The sequence below is a fragment of the Streptomyces neyagawaensis genome (assembly GCF_023516595.1).
GTDB classification, from domain to species: Bacteria; Actinomycetota; Actinomycetes; order Streptomycetales; family Streptomycetaceae; genus Streptomyces; species Streptomyces neyagawaensis.
Genome location: NZ_JAMGBG010000069.1, coordinates 21,193 through 46,686, shown reverse-complemented (window position 1 = coordinate 46,686; position 25,494 = coordinate 21,193). Strand labels below are relative to the sequence as shown.

General features: G+C 72.8%; 24 protein-coding genes. 4 read left to right on the top strand and 20 right to left on the bottom strand.

Annotated features, from left to right (window positions below; translation table 11 throughout):
- Positions 1 to 92: 92 nt before the first annotated feature.
- Positions 93 to 419, top strand: coding sequence for a hypothetical protein (locus M8J73_RS27190; RefSeq protein ID WP_249829185.1), 327 nt, complete (start codon positions 93 to 95; stop codon positions 417 to 419).
- 137 nt (positions 420 to 556) lie between these two features.
- On the opposite strand, the gene M8J73_RS27185 is transcribed toward M8J73_RS27190, so the two are convergent.
- The 8 genes from M8J73_RS27185 to M8J73_RS27150 all read right to left on the bottom strand — a co-directional run bounded on the left by M8J73_RS27185 (position 557) and on the right by M8J73_RS27150 (position 9,315).
- A complete protein-coding gene (locus tag M8J73_RS27185; protein ID WP_055542381.1) occupies positions 557 to 1,777 on the bottom strand; it encodes a cytochrome P450 in 1,221 nt (406 codons plus the stop codon).
- A 168-nt stretch (positions 1,778 to 1,945) separates the two neighbouring features.
- Positions 1,946 to 2,677, bottom strand: coding sequence for a dienelactone hydrolase family protein (locus tag M8J73_RS27180; RefSeq protein ID WP_249829184.1), 732 nt, complete (start codon positions 2,675 to 2,677; stop codon positions 1,946 to 1,948).
- 157 nt (positions 2,678 to 2,834) lie between these two features.
- On the bottom strand, positions 2,835 to 3,500 hold the full coding sequence (locus M8J73_RS27175; protein ID WP_055540169.1) for a response regulator: 666 nt from the start codon (positions 3,498 to 3,500) through the stop codon (positions 2,835 to 2,837).
- Complete coding sequence (locus M8J73_RS27170; RefSeq protein ID WP_055540168.1) at positions 3,497 to 4,858, bottom strand: sensor histidine kinase; 1,362 nt, start codon at positions 4,856 to 4,858, stop codon at positions 3,497 to 3,499. Before M8J73_RS27170 ends, M8J73_RS27175 begins: the two co-directional genes overlap by 4 nt.
- Positions 4,859 to 4,988: 130 nt before the next feature.
- Entirely contained in the window at positions 4,989 to 5,663 is a 675-nt protein-coding gene (locus M8J73_RS27165; RefSeq protein ID WP_249829183.1) for a response regulator, read from the bottom strand.
- Positions 5,660 to 7,099 (bottom strand): sensor histidine kinase, encoded by a 1,440-nt coding sequence (locus tag M8J73_RS27160; protein ID WP_249829182.1) that lies wholly within the window; start codon positions 7,097 to 7,099, stop codon positions 5,660 to 5,662. Before M8J73_RS27160 ends, M8J73_RS27165 begins: the two co-directional genes overlap by 4 nt.
- Positions 7,100 to 7,109: 10 nt before the next feature.
- Positions 7,110 to 8,303, bottom strand: coding sequence for an acyltransferase family protein (locus M8J73_RS27155; protein ID WP_240501461.1), 1,194 nt, complete (start codon positions 8,301 to 8,303; stop codon positions 7,110 to 7,112).
- Positions 8,304 to 8,517: 214 nt separating this feature from the next.
- A complete protein-coding gene (locus tag M8J73_RS27150) occupies positions 8,518 to 9,315 on the bottom strand; it encodes an alpha/beta hydrolase (protein WP_308408365.1) in 798 nt (265 codons plus the stop codon).
- Between the two features lie 156 nt (positions 9,316 to 9,471).
- Here M8J73_RS27150 and M8J73_RS44940 point away from each other — a divergent pair, with 156 nt between their 5' ends.
- Positions 9,472 to 9,606, top strand: coding sequence for a hypothetical protein (locus M8J73_RS44940; protein WP_274757613.1), 135 nt, complete (start codon positions 9,472 to 9,474; stop codon positions 9,604 to 9,606).
- Between the two features lie 414 nt (positions 9,607 to 10,020).
- Here M8J73_RS44940 and M8J73_RS27145 read toward each other — a convergent pair whose 3' ends face one another.
- The 8 genes from M8J73_RS27145 to M8J73_RS27110 all read right to left on the bottom strand — a co-directional run bounded on the left by M8J73_RS27145 (position 10,021) and on the right by M8J73_RS27110 (position 18,919).
- Positions 10,021 to 10,926, bottom strand: coding sequence for an alpha/beta hydrolase (locus tag M8J73_RS27145; protein ID WP_249829181.1), 906 nt, complete (start codon positions 10,924 to 10,926; stop codon positions 10,021 to 10,023).
- 323 nt (positions 10,927 to 11,249) lie between these two features.
- On the bottom strand, positions 11,250 to 12,713 hold the full coding sequence (locus M8J73_RS27140; RefSeq protein ID WP_372504024.1) for a kynureninase: 1,464 nt from the start codon (positions 12,711 to 12,713) through the stop codon (positions 11,250 to 11,252).
- Positions 12,706 to 13,551: a tryptophan 2,3-dioxygenase family protein gene (locus tag M8J73_RS27135; protein WP_055542596.1), complete on the bottom strand. Its 846-nt coding sequence runs from the start codon at positions 13,549 to 13,551 to the stop codon at positions 12,706 to 12,708. Before M8J73_RS27135 ends, M8J73_RS27140 begins: the two co-directional genes overlap by 8 nt.
- Positions 13,552 to 13,721: 170 nt before the next feature.
- Positions 13,722 to 14,135 (bottom strand): DUF3151 domain-containing protein, encoded by a 414-nt coding sequence (locus tag M8J73_RS27130; protein WP_107466701.1) that lies wholly within the window; start codon positions 14,133 to 14,135, stop codon positions 13,722 to 13,724.
- A gap of 389 nt (positions 14,136 to 14,524) precedes the next feature.
- Positions 14,525 to 16,000: an MFS transporter gene (locus M8J73_RS27125; protein ID WP_249829180.1), complete on the bottom strand. Its 1,476-nt coding sequence runs from the start codon at positions 15,998 to 16,000 to the stop codon at positions 14,525 to 14,527.
- Positions 16,001 to 16,338: 338 nt separating this feature from the next.
- On the bottom strand, positions 16,339 to 17,361 hold the full coding sequence (gene fbaA, locus M8J73_RS27120; protein WP_249829179.1) for a class II fructose-bisphosphate aldolase: 1,023 nt from the start codon (positions 17,359 to 17,361) through the stop codon (positions 16,339 to 16,341).
- A gap of 174 nt (positions 17,362 to 17,535) precedes the next feature.
- The gene (pyrE, locus tag M8J73_RS27115; RefSeq protein WP_055540402.1) at positions 17,536 to 18,090 is read right to left on the bottom strand and encodes an orotate phosphoribosyltransferase; all 555 of its coding nucleotides are present in this window, start codon (positions 18,088 to 18,090) and stop codon (positions 17,536 to 17,538) included.
- 34 nt (positions 18,091 to 18,124) lie between these two features.
- Positions 18,125 to 18,919, bottom strand: coding sequence for an aldose epimerase family protein (locus M8J73_RS27110; RefSeq protein WP_055540403.1), 795 nt, complete (start codon positions 18,917 to 18,919; stop codon positions 18,125 to 18,127).
- A 1,074-nt stretch (positions 18,920 to 19,993) separates the two neighbouring features.
- On the opposite strand from M8J73_RS27110, the gene M8J73_RS27105 reads away from it, so the two are divergent.
- Positions 19,994 to 20,212: a hypothetical protein gene (locus tag M8J73_RS27105; RefSeq protein WP_055540404.1), complete on the top strand. Its 219-nt coding sequence runs from the start codon at positions 19,994 to 19,996 to the stop codon at positions 20,210 to 20,212.
- Positions 20,213 to 20,222: 10 nt separating this feature from the next.
- Here M8J73_RS27105 and M8J73_RS27100 read toward each other — a convergent pair whose 3' ends face one another.
- The 3 genes from M8J73_RS27100 to M8J73_RS27090 form a co-directional block, all read right to left on the bottom strand.
- Positions 20,223 to 21,398: a carbon monoxide dehydrogenase gene (locus M8J73_RS27100; RefSeq protein ID WP_249829178.1), complete on the bottom strand. Its 1,176-nt coding sequence runs from the start codon at positions 21,396 to 21,398 to the stop codon at positions 20,223 to 20,225.
- Between the two features lie 112 nt (positions 21,399 to 21,510).
- Positions 21,511 to 23,247 carry a polyamine aminopropyltransferase gene (locus M8J73_RS27095; RefSeq protein WP_249829177.1) on the bottom strand — a complete coding sequence of 579 codons (1,737 nt, stop codon included), beginning with the start codon at positions 23,245 to 23,247 and terminating at the stop codon, positions 21,511 to 21,513.
- 358 nt (positions 23,248 to 23,605) lie between these two features.
- Positions 23,606 to 24,127: a DUF2617 family protein gene (locus tag M8J73_RS27090; RefSeq protein ID WP_055524030.1), complete on the bottom strand. Its 522-nt coding sequence runs from the start codon at positions 24,125 to 24,127 to the stop codon at positions 23,606 to 23,608.
- 478 nt (positions 24,128 to 24,605) lie between these two features.
- On the opposite strand from M8J73_RS27090, the gene M8J73_RS27085 reads away from it, so the two are divergent.
- A complete protein-coding gene (locus tag M8J73_RS27085; protein WP_249829176.1) occupies positions 24,606 to 24,902 on the top strand; it encodes a hypothetical protein in 297 nt (98 codons plus the stop codon).
- A gap of 219 nt (positions 24,903 to 25,121) precedes the next feature.
- Here the strand turns inward: M8J73_RS27085 and M8J73_RS27080 are convergent, their stop codons facing one another.
- The gene (locus tag M8J73_RS27080; RefSeq protein ID WP_249829175.1) at positions 25,122 to 25,358 is read right to left on the bottom strand and encodes a hypothetical protein; all 237 of its coding nucleotides are present in this window, start codon (positions 25,356 to 25,358) and stop codon (positions 25,122 to 25,124) included.
- Positions 25,359 to 25,494: the final 136 nt, after the last annotated feature.

Below are 25,494 nucleotides of genomic sequence, written 5' to 3'. Positions count from 1 at the left end.
GCGGGGCGGCGACGGCCGGGGCAGTCGGGTCGGGTCGGGTCGGAGGAGCGGGCCGCGAGAACCGTGGAGGAGAAGGCCGCGTCCCCGTCGTCGTGGAGGGACCGGAGGAGCGGGACGGGGTGGGCCGGGTGGACGGGCTGGACGGAGCGGGCGGGCTGGGGAGGCGGTCCGGTCGGCAGAGCGCGCTGGCGTGCGCGGGGTGCGCGCTGTCGGCGGTGGGGGCGACCGCGGCCTCCCTCGTATGGGCGTCCTCGTCCCGGACCCGGCGCCACATGGGCGGCGGTTTCGAGGGCGAGGGCACCGACTACACCGTCCTCGTCACCGAACTCCCCCTGGTGGCCGCGGCCGGAGCCGCCGCCCCCGCCCTCCTCGGCCTGCTGATCGGGGTGTTGCTGAACCGACGACGTCGACGGTCTTGAGGAGACCACGAACGTCCGCGAGGAACTGTGTGGACGAGGGCGGAGCCGGGTCGGAGACGGTGGTCGGCCAACGGATGCCCTTCGATGCCCCTCAGCCGTCGGACGTCACAGCCTCGCGCTCCGGGAAGCGGCGCGCTCTACGCCACCTCCACCTGGAGTCCCTCCAGCCCCCGGATCACGAAGTTCGGCTTGCGCTTCGGCTCCGTCGCGAGGGACAGGGTGGGGGCCTTCTCCAGCAGGGCCGTCATCGACGCCGCCAGCTCGATCCGGGCGAGGGGCGCGCCGATGCAGTAGTGGATACCGGCGCTGAACGAGATGTGCGGGTTCTCCTGACGGGTGAGGTCCAGCTTCTCCGGGGCGTCGAAGACGGCCGGGTCGTGGTTCGCGGAGCCGAACAGCATGGCGATCTCCGCGCCCCGCGGGACGGTCGTGCCGTCGATCTCGATGTCGTCCAGCACCCAGCGCTCGAAGAGCTGGAGCGGGGTGTCGTACCGCATCAGCTCCTCCACGGCCGCCGGCACCAGCGAGTGGTCCGCCCGCAGGGCCGCCAGCTGGTCGGGGTTGCGGAACAGCGCCCACCAGCCGTTCACGGTGGCGTTCACCGTCGCCTCGTGGCCCGCGTTCAGCAGCAGCACACAGGTGGAGATCATCTCCTGCTCGGTGAGCCGGTCGCCCTCGTCGTACGCCGCGATCAGCCCCGAGATCAGGTCCTCGCCGGGCTTCTCCCGACGGTGCGCGATCAGCTCCCGGAGGTACTCCGAGAACTCCACCGACGCCCGTACCGCCTTCTTCGCCGTCGCCTCCGACGGGCTCAGCTCGTACATCCCGCAGATGTCCGCCGACCAGGGCCGCAGCGGCGCCCGGTCCGACTCGGGGACACCGAGCATCTCGGCGATCACCGCCACCGGGAGCGGCTCCGCGACATCCGCCAGCAGATCACCGCCGCCGGCCTCGACGAGCCGGGCCACCAGCTCGCCCGCCAGCCCCTCCACGTACGGCTTCAGCCGCTCCACCGTGCGCGGTGTGAACGCCTTCGACACCAGCCGTCTGATCCTGGTGTGGTCCGGCGGTTCCAGGTCCAGCATCCCGTGGTCGTTCAGCGTGTGGAACGGCTCGTGCTCCGGCGGCGGCGCGGTGCGGCCGAAGTCCTCGTGGGTGAACCTGTGCTGGTACGTCCGGCCCAGGCGCCGGTCCCGCAGCAGCGCCGACACATCCGCGTGGTGGGCGACGAGCCACTGGTTCGTGGGCTCGAAGTACCGCACCCGGCCCAGCGCCCGCAGCTCGGCGTAGGCCGGGTACGGGTCCGCCACGAAGTCGGGGTCCCACGGATCGAAAGCGAGAGGGGAAGCAGGTGCCATGACCGGACGCTAACCCGCGACCCGCCTCCCTGAACAGAGCCGACCCGCCCCATGACCTCGACAAACCGTCCTGGAGGGGCGAGACCTCTCCCTCCCCCCTCCCCCCGTGCCGGCCGTGCGGTGCGTTCGCCCATGGTGAGGCTCCCGCGCCGCACGGCGGCGGGCCGATCAGCTCAGGTGGCGGGCGAAGAACCGTACGGTGCTGTCCAGTTCGAAGCGCGGGATCTCCCCGTGCCCGCCCGGGTTGGCGTGCAGGGTCTTCTCGGCCGACCCCAGGGCGTCGAACAGGGCCAGCCCCTGCTCCCTGGGCACTCGTTCGTCGTCCCACTGCACCAGGAACTCCACCGGGACCGTGATCCGCCGGGCGGTCTCCGCCGAGGCCAGCGCCCCGCCCAGGCCCAGCACCGCCGCCCGGACGCGGGGCTCGGCGGCGACGAACGGAACACCGAGCCCGCATCCCAGGGACACCCCCCAGTAGCCCACCGGCTCGGCGCCGACGAAGGGAAGCTCCTGCACGGCGTCCAGGACCGCCCGCCACTCCGGGACGGTCCGGCGCGCCACGAGCGCCTGGAACCCGGCGATCAGCGGAGCCAGCTCCTCCCCGGCAGCCGCCCGGGCCTGGTTCTCCGTCACTATCCGGTCGTAGTTCTCGTCCTTGGGCCGGTCACCGTGTCCCGGCACATCCACCGCGACGACGGCGAACCCGCACTCGGTGACGAAACGCAGCGCACGCGCCACGACGCCGGGCGCCTTCTTGTGCTGTCCTCCGCCATGGCCCATCACGATCAGCGGACGTGGACCGACGGCACCGTCCGGCGTCCACAGCACGCCGGGGATCTCGTCGAGGGTGAAGAGGTGTTCGCGGACGCCATCGAACGACGTCTCGGAGTTGAAACGCATGAGCGGTTCAAGCCTTTCGGGATGCCTCTGCGGGCGCTCCCTAGGCCATGCGAGGGAGGGAGCCCCGACCTGTCACAGCGTTGATCGGTCTCACCTCCTCGGTTCGCGGCGAAGCACGGCGGTGCCGAACGTACCACGAGGGGATCTTCGGGCCGTCTCAGCCGGGGGTGACCAGCCTGGCCTCGTAGGCGAAGACCGCCGCCTGGGTACGGTCGCGGAGACCCAACTTCACCAGGACCCGGCTGACATGGGTCTTGATGGTCGACTCCGCCACGACCAGGCGCTCGGCTATCTCGGAGTTGGAGAGCCCCTGGGCGATCAGGACGAGCACCTCCGTCTCACGGTCGGTCAGCTCCCCGTAGGCCAGCTGGGCGGCCGCCGAGGGGCGGGGGGTCTCGGCCAGCTTGGAGAACTCGGTGATCAGACGCTTGGTGACCGACGGGGCGAGCAGCGCCTCCCCGGCCGCCACCACCCTTACTCCTTCGGCGAGTTGGCGGGCCGAGGCGTCCTTGAGCAGGAACCCGGAGGCACCCGCGCGCAGCGCCTGGTACACGTACTCGTCGAGGTCGAACGTGGTCAGCACCAGCACCTTGGCGCCGCCGTCGGCCGCCACGATCTCCCGTGTGGCCTCGATGCCGTTCATCTCCGGCATGCGGATGTCCATGAGGACGACGTCCGGGGACAGCTCCCGGACACGGTTGACGGCGTCCCGGCCGTTGACCGCCTCGCCGACCACCTGGATGTCCGGCATCGCGCCGAGCAGTACCGAGAAGCCCTCACGGACCATCATCTGGTCGTCGGCGATCAGCACACGGATCGTCATGCGTCGCCCTCGCTCGCACTGGCCACCGGCAGGAACACCGTCACCTCGTAGCCTCCGTCGTCCGTCTCGCCCGTGGTCATCTCGCCGTTCAGCATCGTGACGCGTTCACGCATGCCGGTGATGCCGTGGCCGGCGCCGTGGGTGGACTTCACCAGGGTCACCTCCGGGGAGGGGCCGTTGACCATGCGCAGGCCCAGCCCGCCCAGGACGTAGCCGATCTCCACTCGGGCCGTCGCTCCGGGCGCGTGCCGCAGGGTGTTGCTGAGGGCCTCCTGGACTATTCGGTACGCCGACAGTTCCACGCCCTGCGGGAGTTCCCGCACCGCTCCGGTGACCGCCTTCTCGACGGTCAGGCCGGCTTCCCGCACATTGGCGAGCAGGCCGTCGAGGTCGGCGAGGGTGGGCTGCGGGGCGTCCGGGGCCTCGTAGTCCTCGGCGCGGACGACACCGAGGACGCGGCGCAGTTCGGTGAGCGCGGCCACCGCGTTCTCCCGGATCGTGGCGAACGCCTGCTCCAGCTCGGGCGGGGGGTTCTCCACACGGTAGGGCGCGGCCTCGGCCTGGATGGCGACCACCGACATGTGGTGGGCGACCACGTCGTGCAGCTCGCGGGCGATCGTCGTGCGCTCCTCCAGGAGGGTCCGCTTGGAACGCTCGTGCTCGGTCACCGTCTGCTGGGCGGTCACCTCCCGCTGGGCCGTGCGCCGTATCTGCCAGACGGACACGGACAGGAGGACGAAGGCCGCGACGGTCAGCATCGGCCCGGTGTTGGCCGTGTAGTAGCCGTAGTTCATGTAGCGGGAGGAGAAGAACGTCTCGGCGACCAGGCTGTAGAGCGCGGTGATGCCCCACATCCACGCGGCGATCCGGGGCCTGGTGCGCAGGGCGACGACCGTGAGGACGATGACGTGGGTCACGAAGGCGCCGGGGATCCACGGCCAGTCGTTGAAGTCGCTGCCGATCATGGTGCCGATCAGGGTGGCGCCCATGGAGGCCCAGAAGGCGCCGACGGGCCTGGCGAGCGTCAGCAGGACCGCCGTCAGGGAGAGGATGCCCGTGATCATCTGGGTGAGATCACTGCCGCCGTTGCCCTCCAGCGAGGCGTACATCGCCATCAGGGCGCCGAAGATCACCGCCGCGTGCGGCGCCCAGACGACGCGCTCGCGCAGCCGCAGGGGCAGCTGCCGGACGAACGGGCCGTTCAGTCGCATGCGGGGCAGTGGTCGGTAGGCGAAGGCGCCGTGGAACATGTCCTGCCACAGCCCGTTCAGAGCGTTGACGGCGAGTCTGAACTCCGGGCTGCGTTCCTTGGCGCCGCGTCGCGGTGGCGTGGGCTGGGTGTGAGTCGTCTCGGTCACGTGGAAAACGGTAGGCGGGGGGCGGGGTCGCCGTCGTCACCAGTGAGGAGGGTCTGTCCGGGTCCGTCTCAGGTACTACGGGGTGCGCGTATCGACCCGGCACCGGTCCGGCACCGGTCCGCCGGCGCGGTCAGTAGCCCGTGGGCCGGACCAGGCCGCACTCGTAGGCGAAGACCGCGGCCTGGGTGCGGTCGCGCAGGCCCAGTTTCACCAGGATGCGGCCCACGTGGGTCTTCACGGTCTGTTCGGCGACGACGAGGCGCTGGGCGATCTCCGCGTTGGACAGGCCCTGGGCGATCAGGGACAGCACTTCTGTCTCCCGCTCGGTCAGGTCGCCGACACGCTCCTTCAGCGGGGCGCGGGGTGGCGTGCCGAGACGGGAGAACTCAGCGATGAGCCTGCGGGTGATGCCGGGCGCGAGCAGGGCGTCCCCCGCGGCCACGACCCGGACCGCTTCGGCGAGCTGGTCCGCGGAGGCGTCCTTGAGGAGAAAGCCGGAGGCTCCCGCGCGCAGGGCCTCGTAGACGTACTCGTCGAGGTCGAAGGTCGTGAGCACCAGGACCTTGATGTGCGGATTCTCGGTGGTGATGCGGCGGGTGGCCTCGATACCGCCGAGCTCGGGCATGCGGATGTCCATCAGGACGACCTGCGGGGCGAGCTCGGCGACCTTGTCGATGGCGTCGAGGCCGTGCACAGCCTGGCCGACGACGTCGATGTCGGGCTGGGTGTTGAGCAGCACCGAGAAGCCCTGCCGGACCATCTGCTGGTCGTCGGCGATCAGTACGCGGATGGTGCTGCTCGTCATGGAGTGCGTTCTCCTGTCGTGTCCGCGCTGGCCGAGGGGCCGAGGGGCGCGGGCGGTCGGTGGTCGGGGTGGGGGTCGGGGGCGGTGGTGTCGTTGCCGGGGCCGCCGTCCTTCGGGAGGAAGGCGACCACCGCGAAGCCGCCGTGGGAGGTCTCGGCCGCCATGAGGGTGCCGCCGAGCATGGCGGCACGCTCACGCATGCCCAGCAGGCCGTGGCCGGCTCCGGGGGACGGCGGGGCGGGCCGTTGGGGTCGGGAGTTGATCACCCGGACCTGCAGACCGCGCGGGAAGTGGGTGAGTTCCACCCGGACCGTGGAGCCGGGTGCGTGCCGCAGGGCGTTGCTGAGCGCCTCCTGGACTATCCGGTACGCGGACAGTTCCACGCCCGGCGGCAGGGGACGCGCCTCGCCCTCGATCTCCACGGTGACCGCCAGGCCGGCCGCACGGGTGTTCTCCACGAGGGCGTCGAGACGGGCGAGCGTCGGCTGCGGGGTGTGCGGGGCGGTGCCTTCCGCGGCGGCCGCTATGCCGTGCGGGTCGTCGGGGTCCGGCGGGTGCTCCGAGCGCAGGACCCCGAGGACGCGGCGGAGTTCGGTGAGGGCCTCCAGGGCGTTCTGGCGGATGCCGTGCAAGTTCTCCTTCAGCTCCTCGGAGGGGTTCTCCACCAGGTGGGGGGCGACCTGCGCCTGGATGGAGATCACCGACATGTGGTGGGCGACCACGTCGTGCAACTCGCGGGCGATACGGCTGCGTTCTTCCAGGAGGGTGCGGCGGGCGCGCTCCTCCGCGGTGATCCCGGCCTGTTCGACGAGTTGGTTGCGGGCTTCGCGGCGGCCCCGCATGGTGCTGCCGAGCAGGACGACGCCGAGGAACAGGGCGAGGGCGAGGGGGCTCGTCGACGAGTAGTGGGAGGCGCCGATGAGGCCCTCGACGACGAAGGTGAGCAGCGTGGTCAACGCCAGCACCTCGACGGCCACCCGGGTGGGCAGCCGCAGCGCGAGCAGGAAGAGGATCACGGCGTGTGCGATGAGGCCGGGCGGGCTCCATGGCCAGGGGATGTCGGTGGCGGTCGCGGGAGCGGGCAGCGGGAACCCGAACTCCGGTCGCTGCGTGAGAATTTGTGCCCGTGCGCCCAGGGCCACGACGACGGTGACCGCCGTCGACGCCCACCAGGCCGGGACCGGCCACCACAGGGCCAGCACCACCGCCGCGGCCTGCACCCCGGCGCACAACAGTGCGTACTCGGCGCCCAGTTCATAGCCGTCGCCCATCTGTTCGGCGTTGGCGAGCAGGTCGACGAACGCGATCAGGAAGACGATGCCGTGCGGGAGCCAGCGCAGCCAGACGGACGGCGGCAGCGGATGGGAATCGCCGTTCAGCAGGTCCGCGCGCAACACCCGCAGCCCTGTGGTCAGTCGCTTCTCCACGGCACTCATCCGGAACAGCCTAGGCATGCCGCACCGCTTCGGCTCGCGGGTTCTCCGTGAGGCGAGGAGGCGAAGTGCTCCGGTGCGGCGGCGGTGTGTGGTGCGGGGTGGCCTTCGACGCGGCGGTCAGGGCTGTTTCCGGGTGCCGCCGGGTGCGGCGGGCCGCTCGCGGGGGCCTGGTCTCATGGATGTGGAAGGCGGCCCAGCAGAGCAGCAGGGCCAGGGCGAACACCGGGAGCCAGGCCAGACGGGCCGCTATCCAGGCCGGGTTGTCGGGGAGCGTGTGGAGGCCGGGGAGGTGGCCTGCCGTCAGGGCCGTGGCGGTGGTGGCCATCAGGGCGGTCTGGTGCCAGAGGAACACCGTCATCGCCGACAGGTTGACCAGGGCCACCGCCGCCCAGGCCAGCGGGCGTCGCCCCAGGGTCCGGCGGAGCGGACCGCGCAGCAGCAGGGCCAGACCGCACTGGGCCAGACCGAAGGTGACGGCCGCCAGGGTCGGGGGGTTCAGGTTGGAGACCCGGGCGCCGGGCACACCGACCATCGACGCCGGGTAACCGGCCCAGGTGATCAGGGCCGCCGTCGCCGCCGTACCGCACAGCAGGAGTGTCCAGCCCGCGCGGCGGCGGTCCAGTTCACCTCTCGTCCAGGCCGCGCCCACCGTGTAGGGGACCAGCCACCCGGCGGCCAGATTGATCCAGCCCAGGGATTGCGGGGCGCCCAGGCCGAAGCGGGCCAGGTCCACGTGGAGAACCACGGCGAGAGGCCATACCGGGTTGAGGCGGAGCACCAGCGGGGTCGCCGCCGTCAGGGCCGCGAAGACCAGGAGGAACCACAGCGGGGACAGGGCCAGTTTGAGGAGGGTGTGGATCGTGTCGAGGTCCGTGCCGGTGGCCAGGAGACCGAGCGCCATGGCGGTCCAGAGGGTCAGGACCGCCGCGACCGGGGTGAACAGACGGCTCAGTCGGGCGTGCAGCCACTGGGGGTACGTAGTGCCGCGGGCTCGGGCCGAGGTGTAGCTCCCCGTCGCCACATGGCCGCCCACCAGGAAGAAGACGGCGAGGGTCTGGAAGACCCAGGAGATGGGGGCCAGCCACGGCATGTGCTGGAGGGGGCTGGTGGTACGGAGGGTGCCGTCCCCGGCCGGGACCAGGGCGGTGACCAGCCAGTGGCCGAGGATTATCCCGAGGATGGCGAGGGCTCGTAGGGCGTCCACCGCGCGGTCCCGGGTGGGCGGGGTCGCGGTGTGCAGGTGGTGGGCGGCTTGGCGGAGGCGGTGTGCAGTGGCGGGTCGGCGAGCTGGTGCAGGGCGGGGTGAGGGAGAGGGTGCGGTCGGCCCTTGTGGGGATCGAGCACCGTCAGCGGCTGCCGGGTTCGACTCCGGACTCCCGCCGAGTTTCAAGAGTGCGGTAGCCGAGCGCGTGGCCGTTTCACGCATGGGTCACCTCCTGAGGGGTGCCGAGGGTGATGTGCGCGAGGTTGTCGAGAGCGAGGGAGCCGGGGGCGAAGTAGCCGCTGTGGGTGGCGTCGCCCGCGGCGAAGACACGGGCGCCGAAGGCGGGGGACGTCGGGTCGGTGCCGAAGCCGACGGTCGTGCCGAAGACGTCGACTCGGGTGTGCGGGACCATCTCGATCCAGTCGTCCGCACCTCGGGCGGCCCACACGCGGGCCGACGTGTGCAGCGCGGAGGCGCTCTCCGCGCCCGTACCCGGGCTGCCTATCAGGACCAGGTCGTCCACGTCGTCCAGGTCCGCCGCTGCTCTGCCGCACACGACCGAGCCGTAGGAATGGCAGAGCAGGGAGACGTCGGCCGTATCGCCGACCAGTCCCCGTAGCTCGCGTATGAACGTGCTCAGGCGCGGGGCCGCTTCGTCGGCTCGGGTGTCGGTGAGCACCGTCGTGCTGATGGTGTCCGGTGTCTCGTAGCCGAGCCAGGTGATGACCGCCGAGGTCGGGCCGGTGCGGGCGTGCAGGGCGAGTGCCGCCTCGCGGAAGCGGTCGTAGGTGTCGATGCTCGTGTCCGAGCCGGGGATCAGTACCGCTATGTGGTCGGCTTTCAGCAGGTCGCCCGTGACTTCCACGGCCTGGCCGGGGCCCCGCCCGTCGAACGTCAGGAACTGCCGCGAGGGCTTCGCCATCGAGCGGTCCTTCGCGGCCCGGTCGCGGTTGCCGTGGGCCTCGGCCATGCGGGCCGCCTTCTCCGCGTTCGCGCGGTTGGCCGCGTACACCGCCTCCAGCGACGTCGGGGTGAGGGGCGCGAGGGTGGCCGGTGGCGGGGCCGGAATCCGGGGGCGCGCAGCGGCGGAGACGGGGGCGACGACGGCGGTGGCGACGAGCAGGGCGAGGAGAGTGCGGCGGAGACGGGCGGGCCAGCGGTGTCGGCCGTGCGGCTGCCGGTCGTACCGACTCGGCCGACTCGGCGGGCCCGGCCGATCCGGGTGGTCGGAGTGGTCCGGCTGGTCCGGCTGGTCCGGCTGGTCCGGCTGGTCCTGACGGTCCGGGTGGCTGCGCTCGCCTGATCGGCTCGAACGACTCGAACCAGTCGAACGACCCGAATCAATCGAGCCGATCGCTCTGATTGCTCCGACCGCTCCGACCGCTTCGGTCGCTGCGACCGCTGCGCCCCCTCCGACCGCTCCGACCGCTCCGACCGCTCCGACCGCTCCGACCGTGGCGCTCGGACCCCCCGTACGGATCCGCCGGTCGGGTCGCCGTGGCGGCGCGGCTGCCTTCGGCCATGTCACGGCCCCCATGTCCCCTACCCCTCCCCTTCGTTCGCCCGGCTGCCGGGCGTCTGGGAAGGAAGCTATGGATCGGAGGCCGTGGTCGGCGTCCCGCCACAGAGCTCACCTGCGAGGTAGCTCTCAGGTATTACGGGTATCAGCGGGAGCCGAGGGCAGCCGAAGGCAGGCAGCCGCTCGGCGATGCCCCGTTCACCAGGCCAGCTGGGCGATCTCCTCCGCGACCACCGCGCACGCGTCCGCCGCCGGATCGATCAGGGGGAAATGGCCGACGTCCTCCAGGAGCGTGAGGCCGACGACCTCGCCCGCCTTGGCCGCGGCGTCCGCGTACGCGTCGGCGACGGGCTGCGGTACGACGATGTCGGTGCGGCCCTGGACGAGGGTCGTGGCGATGCCCGTCGGAAGGAGGAGAGCCGGGTCGGCGTAGGGGCGCCGTTCGCTGAACTTGTCCTGGCGGCCCAGGAGTTGTGTGGCCGCGCCACCGCAGACGTCCAGCTTCTCGGCCACGGCGAAGTCGGCGATGGGCGCCAGCGCGACGACGCCGCGCAGCGGGACCGGGCCGGCCGTGCGCCACGGCGCGTCCGGCGGGAGGACATGACGGGCGGCGGCCCACAGCGCCAGGTGCCCGCCCGCAGAGTGGCCGGTGAGCACCATGCGGCGGGGGTCCGCCTCGGGCACGGCCTCCCGCACGAGGTCGGGCAGGGCATCGAGGGCGGCGGCCACGTCGTCGAACGTCTCCGGCCAACGGCCCGCCACCGGGCCCGCGCTGCCGCCGGGACCGCTCTGCGCGGGCAACGCGCTCCCCCTGCGGTACTCGACGTTGGCCACGGCGAAGCCCCGACGGGCCAGGAAGTCCGCGAAGGGGGTGATGTGCCGGCGGTCGTACGGGGCACGCCAGGCACCGCCGTGCAGGACCACGACCAACGGGGCCGCCGGGGCGGCCGGCGTGGCGCCGGGGGAGGCACGGGGGGCGTAGAAGTCGATCACCTGGTCGGGGTGGTCGCCGTAGGCGGAGGTGGCGTCCGGGTCGACCGGGGGGTGCGAGAAGGCGGATGCCTCTTCGGCGGCATCGCGGGCAGCGGCGTCGTCGTCCGGCATGCTCCAACCTCTCAAGGGTGAAACGGATTTGGATGGGTTTGGGGGGTGGGCGGGCTCGAGGGTGGGGACGCCTGCCGTTGGCGGGGACGGTACCAGGCCGGTGACGTGCGTCGACACGCGGATATGACGCCGGGTCAGGGTTGACGGTTCTGGGGGTTTTGGGGGTGCGGCGACGGGGGTGCGTGCCGAGGCGCGCGGGGCGGGAGCGCACGCCGGTGGGTGGTGCGAGATGAGGCGTAGGTGCCGTGCCCCGGCACGAACGTCGCCCCGGTGGCGCGCACAAGAGCGCCGCGCGCCACCGGGGCGAACCGACCCGTAGTACCTCAGTCGGCTGACCTCAGCGTCTCCGCCAGGACCCGTGCCGCCCGTTCCACGTCGGCGAAGCCCACGTAGAGGGGGGTGAAGCCGAAGCGGAGGACGTCGGGGTGGCGGAAGTCGCCCACGACGCCCTGCTGGATGAGGCGCTTCATGACGTCACCGGCGTCGTCGCAGCGGAGCGCGACCTGGCTGCCGCGCTCTGCGTGGGCGACCGGGGTGAGGCACTCGACGCGCCCCTCGGGGACGTACGCCACCACGCAGCGCAGGAAGAAGTCCGTCAGCGCGAGGGACTTGGCCCGAACGGCCTCGACCGTCACCCCGGCCTCCGCCCCGACACCAGCACCAGCACCAGCACCAGCACCAGCACCAGCACCAGCACCAGCACCGTTACCGGCCCCCGCCTCGGACCCGGACCCGGACCCGGTTCCTCCCCCGTCCCACACATCCAGCGCCGCCTCGAGCGCCAGCATCGACAGGATGTCCGGCGTGCCGACGCGGCCGCGCAGGGCGCCGCCCGCCGGTTCGAAGGACGGGCGCATGCCGAAGGGGTCCGTGTGGGAGTTCCAGCCGGGCAGGGGTGAGTCGAAGCGGGGCTGGAGGTCGCGGCGTACGTAGAGGTACGCCGGTGAACCGGGGCCGCCGTTCAGGTACTTGTACGTGCAGCCGACCGCGAGGTCGACGCCGTGCTCGTCGAGGCCGACGGGCAGGGCGCCCGCGCTGTGGCACAGGTCCCAGACGGCGTACGCGCCCGCCTCGTGGATCGCCGCCGTCAGGGACGGCAGGTCGTGGAGGCGGCCGGTGCGGTAGTCGACGTGGTTGAGGAGCACCGCGGCCGTACGGGGGCCGAGGGCGTCCGGTACCTCCGCCGGGGTCACCGGGCGCAGTGTGCGTCCGGTCATCCGGGCGGCCGACTCGGCTATGTAGCCGTCCGTGGGGAAGGTCGTCGCGTCGACCAGGATCTCGTCCCGGACCGGCCGCCCCCCGGCTCCGTCACCGTCGCGGCCGTGTCCGACCGCCTCCCCGGCCTCTCGGGCGTCCTCGTCGGCCATCCGGACCGCCGCCACAACTGCCTTGAAGATGTTGACACTTGTGGAGTCGCCCACCACGATCTGGCCGGGCGCCGCGCCCACCAGCGGGGCGATGCGGTCACCGATCCGCTCGGGCGCGGTCCACCAGCCGCTCTCGTCCCAGGAGCGGATGCGCAGGGAGCCCCACTGGCGGCGTACGACGTCGTCGACCCGGCCGGGGACGGCGGCCGGCAGCGCGCCGAGGGAGTTGCCGTCGAGGTACACGGCGTCGTCGAGGACGAAACGGTCGCGGAGGCCGGCCAACTCGTCGGCCTCGTCGAGCTTCGCGGCCTCCAGGGCCAGTTCGGAGGACAGGTACGCGGCACCACCGGCGTACGCGGCACCACCGGCGTACGCGGCACCACCGGCGTGCCCCGTCTTCGTCTCGGTGAGGTCAGACATGGGAGCGCGCCGTCCACAGCTCGGGGAAGACGTTCTTCCGGGCCCGCTTCTCCAGCCAGGCCACACCGGCGGAGCCGCCCGTGCCGGCCTTGGCGCCCATGGCGCGCCGCGTGGCGACGAGGTGGTCGTTGCGCCAGCGCCAGACCAGCTCGGCCACGTCGGTGAGCGCCTCGCCGAGGCGCGCGAGTTCGTGGTCCGGGTCGCCGGAGTACAGCGCGGCCCACACCTCCTCGACCTCGGGGGACGGCTCGTAGCGCTGGGAGACGTCACGCCGTACGACGGACTCGGGGATCGCGTGGCCGCGGCGGGCCAGGAGCCGCAGGACCTCGTCGTAGAGGCTCGGCTCGTGCAGCGCCTTCTCCAGTTCGGCGTGGACGCGGGGCGCCCCGCGGTGCGGTACGAGCATCGACGCGGACTTCTCGCCGAGCAGGAACTCCATACGGCGGTACATCGCCGACTGGAAGCCGGAGCCCTCGCCGAGAGCGGCGCGGTACGAGTTGAACTGGGCCGGGGTGAGCTGGCCGAGGGGCTTCCAGGAGGCGGTCAGGGCCTCCAGCTCGCGCACGGAACGCTTCAGCGCGTCCCTCGCGGTCGGGACGTCGTCGTTCCGCAGCGCGGCGGTGGCGGTCTCCCACTCGTGCACGATGACGGTGAACCACAGCTCCATGACCTGGGTCGTCACCAGGAAGACCATCTCTCCGGGGTCGTCGGAGAGGGGGTGCTGGAGGTGGGTGAGGACGTCCGCCTGGACGTAGTCCTCGTACGGGGTGGTTCCCTGGAAGTCGAGATGCGGGGTCTCGGGCTCCGAAGCCTCGACGGGCTGAGCCTGCTGGGACATCGCTGTCTCCTGTTGTGTGCTCCGGGTAGCGGTCCGCCCCTGCCGTTACCGACACGGGGGCCCCGGTCCCCACCGGCATAGTCGGGGATGTGCCCCCGACATCGCAAGGTCCGCCTGGTCACACCAGGCGGACCTGCGCAAACGCGCCGCAGGGGCATCGGCCGTACGGGTCAGCCCAGGGTCTCGGCCGCCGTCTCGGACGAGTCCTTCAGGAACTGGGTGCAGCGCTCGTACTCCTCCTGCTCGCCGATCGTTCCGGCGGCGCGGGCGAGGGCGTGCAGGGCGCGCAGGAAGCCGCGGTTCGGCTCGTGCTCCCAGGGGACCGGGCCGTGGCCCTTCCAGCCGTTGCGGCGGAGGGCGTCCAGGCCGCGGTGGTAGCCCGTACGGGCGTAGGCGTACGACTCCACGACGCTGCCCCGCTCGAACGCGTCGTCGGCGAGCTGGGCCCAGGCGAGGGAGGAGGTGGGGTACTGCGCGGCGACGTCGGCGGGGGCCGTGCCGTTCGCGAGGAGCTCGCGGGGCGCCGGGTCGTCGGGGAGGTGCGTCGGGGGCGGGCCCCCGAGGAGGTTCTCGTGAATCGTCATGGGTTCCAGTCTGGCCCATCGGGGGAGGCGGAAACGCCGGGTGGGGCGACGGCCCCCGGCCACCGTGAGACCACACTCCCGGACCGGCATACGAAACGGGCGGCCACGCGTCACCGACGCCCGGACCGGCGCACGGAACGGGCGGCCACGCGTCACCGACGCCCGGGACCGGCGCACGGAACGGGCCGCCACGCGACACCGACGCCCGTACCGGCACACGGAACAGGCCACCACGCAGTACCGACGCCCCGACCGGCACACGGAACGGGCGCACGCCATGTGGGACCGGCGCACGGGACCGGCGCACGGGACCGGCGCACGGGACCGGCACGCGGAATCGGCACGCGGAATCGGCACGCGGAATCGGCACCTGGAACGGCACGCGGCCCTCACGCCCCGGCGTGGCCCGGCCTGCCCGGTTCGCCCTCCAGTGGGGGTGCCGTCACCGAGGCGTGGGTGCGGCACTCGGGGTGGTGGCAGTCGGCGGGCGGGCGGCGGACCGTGGTGAAGGCCAGGGCCGCCGCGGCCAGGAGCAGGCCCGCGCAGACCGGCATGGCCGTGGTGAACGCGTCGTCGAACTGGGCGGGGTCCCGGTACGCCTCCGGACCCATCCCGGCGATCAACGGGAGCGCGGCCACCGCGATGAGGCCGGCGGCGCGGGCGGCGGCGTTGTTGATGCCGCTGGCGAGGCCCGCGTGCTCGGTGGAGACGGAGGCGAGCACCGTGGCCGTCAGCGGCGCCACGAGGGTGACCATGCCCAGGCCCATGACGAGGAGCGCGGGCAGCACGTCCGTCGGGTACGAGGCGTCGGGGCCCACCCGCAGCATCAGCAGGACGCCCGCGGCGCACAGCACGGGGCCGACGGTGAGGGGGATGCGCGGGCCGATGCGTTCACCGAGGGCGCCCGCCCGGGAGGAGAGCAGCAGCATCAGGACGGTGATGGGGAGCAGGGCCGTGCCGGCGGCGAGCGCCGAGTACCCGGAGACCACCTGGAGCTGGAGCGCGGCGAGGAAGAAGAAGCCGCTGAACGCCGCGTACACGAACAGGGTGACGATGTTGACCGCCGTGAACTGGCGGGACGCGAAGATCTCCGGCGGCATCATCGGGTCGGGGCGGCTGCGCTCGACCCGGACGAAGGCCACGCCCGTCGCGACACCGGCCACGGCCGCGACGACGACCGGGACCGAGCCCGTCTCCGCCTCGATCAGCGCGTAGGTGACGAAGGCCAGGCACAGGGCGCCGAGGGCCGCGCCGAGCACGTCGAAGCCCCGGCCGTGGGTGCGGCCGTCGCCGGACTCCGGCACGTGGCGCAGGGCGATCGGGACGCAGAGCAGGGCGAGGGGGACGTTCAGGAGGAAGACCCAGCGCCAGCCGGGGCCGTCCACGAGCCAGCCGCCGAGGAAGGGGCCGACGGCCGCGCCGATGCCGCCGAAACCGGACCACAGGCCCACCGCCCGCGCCCGGTCGTCGGGGTGGAAGGAGGCCTGGATGAGGGCGAGGGAGCCGGGGGTGAGGAGGGCGCCGCCGACGCCCTGGAGGGCTCGGGCGGCGATCAGTACGGCCGCGTCGGGGGCGATACCGCACAGGAGGGACGCCGAGGCGAACCACACCACGCCCAGCACGAAGATCCTGCGGCGGCCGAACCGGTCGCCGAGGGCACCGCCGAGGAGGATCAGACCGGCGAGGGTGAGCATGTACGCGTTGACGGTCCACTGGAGGGCGGCGAGGTCCGCGTCCAGGTCGCGCCCCATCCGGGGAAGGGCGACGTTGACGACCGTCGAGTCCACCATGGCCATGCTCGATCCGAGGACCGTGGTGAGGAGGATCCACTTGCCCTGAGTGGAGGCGAGCCGTACGTCGGCCATGCAGGGATCATCCCGCGCGGGGGCTGTTCGGGCCAGGGGGCGGCGGCCGGGGGAAGGGACCCCCGCGACCGAGGCGGGCCCGGACACGCGGCCGGAAACGCCAGCCGGACACCCGGCCAGACCCGCGGCCAGACACGCGGCCGGAAACGCCAGCCGGACACGCGGGCGGAAGCGCCAGCCGGGCACGCGGGCGGAAACGCGGGGCCGGACACCCGGGCCAGACAGGTGGGCCGGAAGCGCGGGCCGGACACCCGCCCGGACACCCGGCCGGAAACGGCGGCTGCCCGCAACCCTGCGTCGGGCTGCGGGCAGTCGCGGAGCAACCGTCGGACGACGGGTTACTTGATCTTCGTGCCCGCGGAGCGGAGGTTGTTGCAGGCCTCGACGACGCGGGCGGCCATGCCGGCCTCCGCGAGCTTGCCCCAGGTGCGGGGGTCGTAGGTCTTCTTGTTGCCGACCTCGCCGTCGACCTTCAGGACACCGTCGTAGTTCTGGAACATGTGCCCGGCGACCGGACGTGTGAAGGCGTACTGCGTGTCGGTGTCGATGTTCATCTTGACGACGCCGTTCTCCAGGGCCGTGCGGATCTCCTCCTCCGTGGAGCCGGAGCCGCCGTGGAAGACGAAGTCGAACGGGGACTCCTTGCCGAAGCGGGCGGCGACGCCCTCGTTCAGCTCCTTCAGGAGGTCCGGGCGCAGCACGACGTTGCCCGGCTTGTACACGCCGTGCACGTTGCCGAAGGACGCGGCCAGCAGGTAGCGGCCCTTCTCGCCCAGGCCGAGGGCCTCGGCGGTGCGGATCGCGTCGTCGACCGTCGTGTAGAGGGAGTCGTTGATCTCGTGGGAGACGCCGTCCTCCTCACCGCCGGTCGGGGTGATCTCGACCTCGAGGATGATCTTCGCGGCGGCGGCGCGGGCGAGCAGCTCCTGGGCGATCTTCAGGTTGTCGGCGAGGGTCTCCGCGGAGCCGTCCCACATGTGGGACTGGAAGAGGGGGTTCTCGCCGCGGGCGACGCGCTCCTCCGACACCGCGAGCAGCGGACGCACGTAGCTGTCGAGCTTGTCCTTCGGGCAGTGGTCCGTGTGCAGCGCGACCGTGATGTCGTACTTCTTGGCGACGATGTGGGCGAACTCGGCCAGGGCGACGGCGCCGGTGACCATGTCCTTGTTGTACTGGCCGCCCAGGAACTCGGCACCGCCGGTCGAGACCTGGATGATGCCGTCGCTCTCCGCCTCCGCGAAACCGCGCAGCGCGGCGTGCAAGGTCTGGGACGAGGTCACGTTGATGGCCGGGTAGGCGAACTTTCCTGCCTTCGCCCGGTCGAGCATCTCGTTGTAGACCTCGGGGGTTGCGATGGGCATGGTCCGCTCCTTGTATGTGCGGGTGGCGTTGTGCTTACGAGCCCTGACCTAGGGTTGCGACATCATCGTCGGCCCCATCTTTCCAGACGGGACCGGATGCTCCGGCCAGGGTGTCCGAAACTGTGCGGTAACCCCTGACCTTGGTGTTTATACGACGGACAGGACGGACCGGCCTCAGTCGAGACCCAGCTCGTCCTTCGAGAACGCGAACCGGTACGGGACCCCGGCGCCCTGCTCGATCTTCTCGGCGGCGCCGGTCGCACGGTCCACGATGGTGGCGACGGCGACGACCTCGGCCCCGGCCTCCCGGACGGCCTCGACGGCGGTCAGCGGGGAGCCGCCGGTGGTGGAGGTGTCCTCGACGACGAGGACGCGACGGCCCGCGATGTCCGGCCCCTCGACCCGGCGCTGCAGCCCGTGCGCCTTGGCCGCCTTGCGGACCACGAACGCGTCGAGCCTGCGGCCCCGCGCGGCGGCGGCGTGCAGCATCGCGGCGGCCACCGGGTCGGCGCCCATGGTGAGACCGCCGACCGCGTCGAAGTCGAGGTCGGCGGTCAGGTCGAGCAGCACCTGCCCGACCAGCGGGGCGGCCTCGCCGTCGAGGGTGACGCGGCGCAGGTCGACGTAGTAGTCCGCCTCCAGACCCGACGACAGGGTCACCTTGCCGTGCACCACGGCCTTGTCCTTGATCTGCCGCAGCAGCGAGCCGCGAACGTCCACGTCAGTCATGGCAGCCAGCTTAAGGGGGTCGTTCCGCCCGCCCTCACAACCTGCGCCAGCTCCAGGTCGTGGCCGCCTCCAGCGGGTCGATGGGCGTGACCAGCCGGGGGTGGGTGTTGAGGCCGTTGGGCGGGCCGGTCTGGGGTTCGACGCACACGGCCTCCGCCTGCTCGTCGTAGACGACGACCCACTCCTCCCGCGAGGCCACCTTCAGTTCCAGCCGGCCGGGCCAGGTGAGGGTGACGTCGACGCCGTCGGGCATGCCGAAGCAGTCGTCCCAGGGACCGGGCCTCGGGTCGATCCGGTGGCCGGTGGGGAGGTGGTCGGCGCCGCGCTCCTCCTGCCAGGCGGGGGCGAAGTCGAGCCGTACGTCCTCGCCGCCGTCGCCCAGGGTGCGGTTGAACCAGGGGTGCCAGCCGATCTGGGCCGGGAAGGACGACTCGTACGTCTCCACGGACATGGTGAGGGTGAGGGCGTCCGGGGTGAGCGTGAACACCTGGGTGACACGGCCGGGGTACGGCCACGGGTCGACGAGGTCGTACGTGAGGACGGCCTCGGTGTCGGTGTGGCTCGCGACCCGCCAGGGGCTCTCGCGCGTGGTGCCGTGGATGGCGTGGGGCGGGGCGTTGAGGGGCATCTGCTGGACGGCACCGCCGCTGAGGAAGCGGCCGTCGCGGACCCGGCCGCACCAGGGGACCATCGGGAAGCAGCCGAACCGCTCGCCCTGGCGCAGGAGTTCGAGCCCGTCGATCCGTAGCCCCGCCACACGTCCGCCGTTGGCCGGGGCCAGCACCGCCTGCGCGTCGGCCGCGGCCAACGTGATCTCTTCGCTACTCACGCTGTCGACCCTACTGGGGGTTGCCACTCGGGCTCCCGCCGACATGACCCAGGCCGGCCAAGGAGCAGGGAGCAAAGGGGATTTGACGGTGCGCCGAGAAGCCAAGACATGCGGCGCGGAAGAACGGGGGGCGTGGCTCAACCGGGGGCATCGGAGGACAGAGACCGACGACAACGGGAGCGTCGGATGACGGAGACCGTGAGGCAACGAGGGCATGGGCAGACGGAGGTTCCGGGGGAACGGCGGGCGTGAGAGGACGGGGCCACGGAAGAGACGGGGGCTGGAGGAACGGGGCCGCGGAGGGAAGAGGCGGAGCACGCACGGGGTTGAGGGAGCGAGGGTCCCGCATACACGCGGCCCGGAGGCCGCGGGATCCGGGCGGCACGGGGCCACGGAGGCACGGGCTCCGGCGATACGGGGTTCGGCGGTCCGAGGCCGTGGCGGCTCGGCCTCGGCGGTCCAGGGCCGTGGCAGCTCGGGCCTCGCAGTCACGGGACTCCAGCAGTACGGGGACCCAGCGCTCCGGGGCCGTGGCGGCTCGGCCTCGGCGGTCCAGGGCCGTGGCAGCTCGGGCCTCGCAGTCACGGGACTCCAGCAGTACGGGGACCCAGCGCTCCGGGGCCGTGGCGGCTCGGCCTCGGCGGTCCAGGGCCGTGGCAGCTCGGACCTCGCAGTCACGGGACTCCGGCAGTACGGGGCCTCGGCGCTCCGGGGCCATGGCAGCGCGGCCCTCCCAGTCACGGGACTCCGGCAGTACGGGGCCTCGGCGCTCCGGGGCCATGGCAGCGCGGCCCTCCCAGGCACGGGACTCCAGCGGCACGGGGCCCCGGCGGTCCGGGGCCGTGGGCTCCGGCCTCGGCGGTCCGGGGCCGTGGCAGCTCGGACCTCGCAGTCACGGGACTCCGGCAGTACGGGGCCCCGGCGGTCCGGGGCCATGGCAGCGCGGCCCTCCCGGGCACAGGGCCCCGGCGGTCCGGGGCCGTGGTGGCTCCGGCCTAGGAACTCCTGGCCTCACGTGGGCGTCTTACCCCGTGAGGCTCGATGTTCGTGGTACGCGACGAGAGGCGGTTTGTCATGCAGGCGGACGACACGACCAAGCTCGAGACCACACTGGCGGACGGGCGGCGTCTGACGTTGTCGCTGCCGCCGACGGACGCGGGATGGGCCGCCGAGGGCATCCGGGGGCTGCGTCCGGTTCCGCCCACGCACACGGGTCGCGGTGAGGAACCGCCCGCCCTGCCCGAGCGCCCGGTGCTCCCGCTGGAGATAGCCCTGCTCGGCCTGGGCGCGTAGGCGGAGCCCTTCAGCGGCGTCGGCGCAGGGCCCGGGCCACGATGACGGCGGAGGCCACGGCGAGGGCCGCCGCCGGGGCGGCCCAGCGGAGGGCGGCCGTGCCGACGGAGCCGGTCTCCGGAGCCGGGACGGGGGCGTAGCGGCCGCGCGGTGGCGCGTGGTCGACCTCTTCGGCGCTGCGGCCGATCATCGTGCGCCGGGCGTGCGCGGCCTCGGCGGGCGGCTCACCCCCGGCCACGAAGTCGTCCTCGGCGAACGGATCCAGCGAGGGCGGCGGCACCTCGGCCTCGAACACGGAGGCCGGCGGCACCTCCCCGATACCGGCCCCGGCATCGTCATCGTCGTCCTCATCGACCCCGGCGCCGTCATCCGAAGGGGCGCCGGTGTCCGCGTCCGCGGGGGCTTCGGCCCCGGCATCCGTAGGAGCGCCGGTGTCGGCCTCCGCGGGGGTCGCGTCGGCCGCGTCCGCTCGGTCCCCGGTGTCGTCGAGGTCTTCACCGCGTCCCCCGGCAGGCGCGGGTTCAGCCACCCCACCGTCCGCGCCCTCGGGAGCGGCTCCCTTCTCCGACGGCTCGGCGGTGCGCCGTCCCCCCGTCGGCTCGGCGGCGGTCTCTGCCTCCGCCCCCGATCCCGATCCCCGACCACCCTGGTCCGCTTCGTCAGCCGCCGGACCCCCCTTCCCGCCCCGCTTCTTCTCCTTCCCTGCGGCCCGTTTCTTTGCGCCCTTGCCCCCGCCCCCGCCCCCGACCTCGTCCTCGTCGGCCTTCGTCGTCTTCCCCAGCTTCTCCGCGAAGCGGGTCAGCAGGCGGCTCGTGGTGGCGGTGACCGCGTCGGTGGGGAGTTCGGTGATGCGGCCGTCGGCGGTGGCCGTGCCGGTGAAGTGGAGCGTCGTGCCCTCGGGGGCGGAGGTGAGACGGATGGTCACGACGAGCCGCACGGTGCCGCTGCCGCGGACCTCCGTGGCGTCGCCCTCGACCACGTACGAGCCGTCGTCGGCGCCGGACACCCGCAGGGCGCCGCGATAGGTGATGGTGTGGCCGGCGGCGCGCACCTTGAGGCGGCCGGCGACGGGTGGGGTGCCCGCGTCATGCTGGAGCCCGGGGACCGCTCGGGCCACCCGCTCGGGGTCGGACAGCGCCTCCCGGAGGCGGTCGACATGAACCGGAACGAACACCTCATGCTCCATGGCAGGGGAGCCTACCCACGAGTCGCCGCACCGCACCCGCACAAACGCGTGATTGCTCGCGTTCCGCCCCCGGCGGACGTCCCCCGTGGCACCGGGGCCGGTCGCGCCCGGTTCAGTGGGCGTACCTCGGATGCACCAGCGTCGACGGCGGCAGCCCTTCGACACGGTCGGCGTCCCCGAGGCGGGTGCCCGTGCCGCCGAGGTCCACCGCACGGCCCGCCCTCATCGTGCCGTGCGTGGCGATGACGAAGCCCCAGTCGTGCGGGACGCGGTCGGTGTGGGCCGTGCGGTCGGGGCGGGTGACGAAACCGGGGGCGTGGGCGGCCACCCGGTAGGGCGTGGTGCGCAGGCCGGCGGCGCGCAGGGTGGCGTCGACCGTCCAGAAGACGTCGCGGCGGGACGCCACGGGGCCCGCGTGGACGACCAGCCGGCCGTCCTCGGCGAGGACCTCGCGGGCGAGGCCGTAGAACTCCTGCGAGTACAGCTTCGCGCTGTCCGTGATGCCGGGGTCGGGAAGGTCGGCGATCACGACGTCGTACGGGGCGGCCGGGCGGGTGTGCCGGAGCCAGGTGAAGGAGTCGGCCGTGACCGCGTGGACGCGGGCGTCGTCGTAGGCGTGGCCGTTGAGGGCGGAGAGCGCCGGGTCGGTGCGGGCGAGACGCAGCACGCCCGGGTCGAGTTCGACGACGTCCACCCGCCGTACGCCGTCGTGGCGCAGGACCTCGCGGGCGGCGAGGCCGTCACCGCCGCCCAGGACGAGGACGCGGGCGTGCGGGCCCGCGTCGACGGCGGGGTGGACGAGGGCCCGGTGGTAGCGGTGCTCGTCGCGGCCGCTGATGCGCAGACGGCCGTCGAGGAAGAGGGCGAGGGGCCGCCCGCGGCGGCCGCCGGTGAGGACGATCTCCTGGACGCCGGTCTGCACCGCGACGCGGACGTCGCTGCCGTACACCGCGCGTCGGGCGGCGCGTTCGAAGTCGTCGACGTGGACGGCGGCCGAGGCGAGCAGGGCGAGGACGGCGGCGTTGGCGCCGAGCAGCAGCCAGCGGGCGCGGCGGCTCAGGTCGTGGCGGAACAGGCCGAGGACGAGGGCGCCGCCGACCAGGGCGTTGACCGTGCCGGTGAGCAGGGCGCCGGTCAGTTGGCCGAGCCAGGGCAGCAGGAGGAAGGGGAAGGCGAGGCCGCCGACCAGGGCGCCGACGTAGTCCGCGGCGAACAGGTCGGCGACCGCGCAGCCCGCGTCCTGGCGGCGGATGCGCTGGATCAGCTCCATCAGGAGGGGGACCTCGGCGCCGATGAGCAGGCCGATGGCCAGGGAGAAGCCGACGAGGAGACAGCGGGAGCCGGAGGCCCAGACGCCGCCCCAGTCGCCGGTCCACGCGAACGCGGCGTACAGCGCGAGTGCGCTGGAGCCGCCGACGAGGGCGAGGGCGGCCTCGATGGCACCGAATCCGAAGGCCGCGCGGGGGCGGAGGCGTTTGGCGGCGAGGGAGCCGATGCCCATGGCGAAGACCATGACGGAGAGGACGACGGAGGCCTGGGTGACGGAGTCACCCATCAGGTACGAGGCGAGGGCGACGAGTTGGAGTTCGTAGACGAGTCCGCAGGCGGCGCAGACGAAGACACCGGCGAGCACGAGAAAGCGACCGACACCGGGGCGGACGGGGAGCCGGGCGGCTCCGCCGGGGAGGCCGGGTCCACCGCTGAGGCCGGGTCCGCCGGGGGTGCTGTCCTGTCTGCCGGGGGTGCCCTCGTGCTCGTCGTGGCCGTCACCGGGGCCGCCGCCGGGGGCTCCTCGGTCGCGCCATGAGGGTGGGGCGCCTAGGGGTGCGGGGGCGTGCGGCTCGATCACTCCTGGCACGCTACCGTCACGTGTGCGCGGGGCTGGGTCACCCACACGGGTGGTCTGCGGTGGACTGCCGTGTGCCTGATGGCTCGGGCCGGGTGCCTCATAGCTCGGGGCGCGCTGTTTCGTGGGCGGCTGCGGGTGGGTGGGGGTTGTTCGCGCAGTTCCCCGCGCCCCTGAAGGCGACCGGGGCTACGCCCCGTGCTTTGCAGGTCGAAGGGCGGGCCGCAGGCCCAACCCTTCCGGGGAGGACGGGACGCAGGCCCGTTCCTCCAGGGGCGCGGGGAACTGCGCGAGAAACCACGACTCACCCGCACCCGCCCACGAAACAGCGCACCCCCGAGCTACTGGGCGCCCGGCCCCCTCACAGCGGTACCGATACCCGCACCCCCACCCTCGTTCTCGTGGCGACCAGTTGGCCGTCCTGCGGATACGCGTGCCATGTGCGCCAGTGCACCTGACCCTCGTAGCGCTGCGCGAGCATCGCCGTGAAGGCGTGGGGGCTGCCAGGGAAGACACCGGCGAGTCCGTGGGGGTGGTCGGATACGAGCGCGAGGAGTTCCTGGGCCCGGCCGGCGAAGGAGCCGGGCGACAACACCTCGACGCGGGCGGCGAATTCGTACTCCCAGTCGCCCACCCTCTTGGCCACCCCGAGCGGGAGGGGCGTGCTGGAACCCGGGATGCAGGCGACCGTCTCCGAACAGTGACTGCCCCTCTCCTCCTCCAGGAGCACCTGGTGGGACGCGCCGAGAAGCCTCAACTGAAGCTTCGCGCCCGCGAGTTCGAGGTCGAGCGTGGCGAGTGCGGGCAGCGGTTCGCGGCCCAGGGCCCACGCCAGGTCGGCCGCGCGGGTGTCGGTGTAGGTCGTGTTCAGGGTCGTGAGCATGGGTCGGCTCCGCTAGCACGCAAAGAAGATGAAGAGGGGTGGTCCGGCGCACCCCGCTTCGACACCGGGGGTGGGGCCCGGTCAGCCAGGTCGGGGTGGGGACGACGTCCCAGCGGTCCGGTCAGCCAGGACAGGCCTGCCGGGAGGGACGTCCGGGGGCTGCGTTGGCGATTTATAGGGAATCATGAACTGTGGTGCCACCACAGCGTTTTTACCCAACTTGACGTGCTTTCCATCCCCCCGAGGGCTGTACAGCTCAACTGTTCAACCAGGCGTGCGCCCCTGCCATGGAAGTGCTACTCGTGCGCCCGTTCCGGCGGGCGCGCGGACGACGGGGAGCGCCCGACGGGCAACCGGACCCTCCCGGCGTACCTAGGCGTGCACATGGGGCACTCGGTCCGCGGGACGGGAGGTACGACAGTGGGGCTGGGGGCGGACACACGAGCGCCCGCCGGGAGTTCGATCCCGGCGGGCGCTCGTGTCGTGGAGCTCGGCTGCCCCGTGTCAGCTGCCTCCACCGCATCCGCCCCCGCCTCCGCAGGAGGACCCGCACGACGAGCTGCTGCCGCACGACGACGAGCTGCTCCCGCAGGACGAGGAACTGCTGCCGCAGGACGAGCCGCCGCCCCCGGACGAGGAGTGCCTGTCGTCGCTCGACGAGGACGAGCCGCTGTCGCCGACGGCGGCGGCCCCGCCGAGCACCCACCAGCTCTGGTCGCTGCCGTGGTGCGTGTCGCTGTGGCTGCTGCCACGGCGGGCGCTCCCGCCGCCGTAACCGCCCGTACGGTGGCTGCTCGATCGCAGCGCGCGGGCGCTGCTTCTCCTGACGGACACGAAGACCGTCGTGAGCACCACGAAGACGACCCCCAGGATGATGGCCACGAGCACGATCGCGTTCATGGCGCCACCCCCCTTCTCTTTCTCTCGGTCCCCCGAAGCAACCCCCCGTGGGTGCCTCGCTCTGTTCCGGTGCGGTGCCGCCGAGCCCCCCGGCTCAGCTGCCGCCGCCGCATCCGCCACCGCCGCCGCACGAGGAGCCTCCGCCGCAGGAGGAGCCGCCCCCGCAGCCCCCGCCGCCGGAGTGCCCGCCGCTGTTCCCCCCGTCGGCCCACCAGCTGCCCCGGCGGCGGCCGTAGGCACCGGCCCGTACCGACTTCCTGGAGCTGACGATGACGGCGAAGACCACGATCAGTCCGATACAGACGATCCCCACCACGATGCCGATCTCCATGGCACCGTCCCCCTTTCCGTTGTCCCCCGTTGTTCGCGGGACGGCCCCCCGTGGGCGTCCCGTCGTCCAGCGTCACGCTGGGATGCCCGCGCGTGCGGGCGTTCAAAGCGGAGTTGAGCAAGTCCAGAGGTACGCG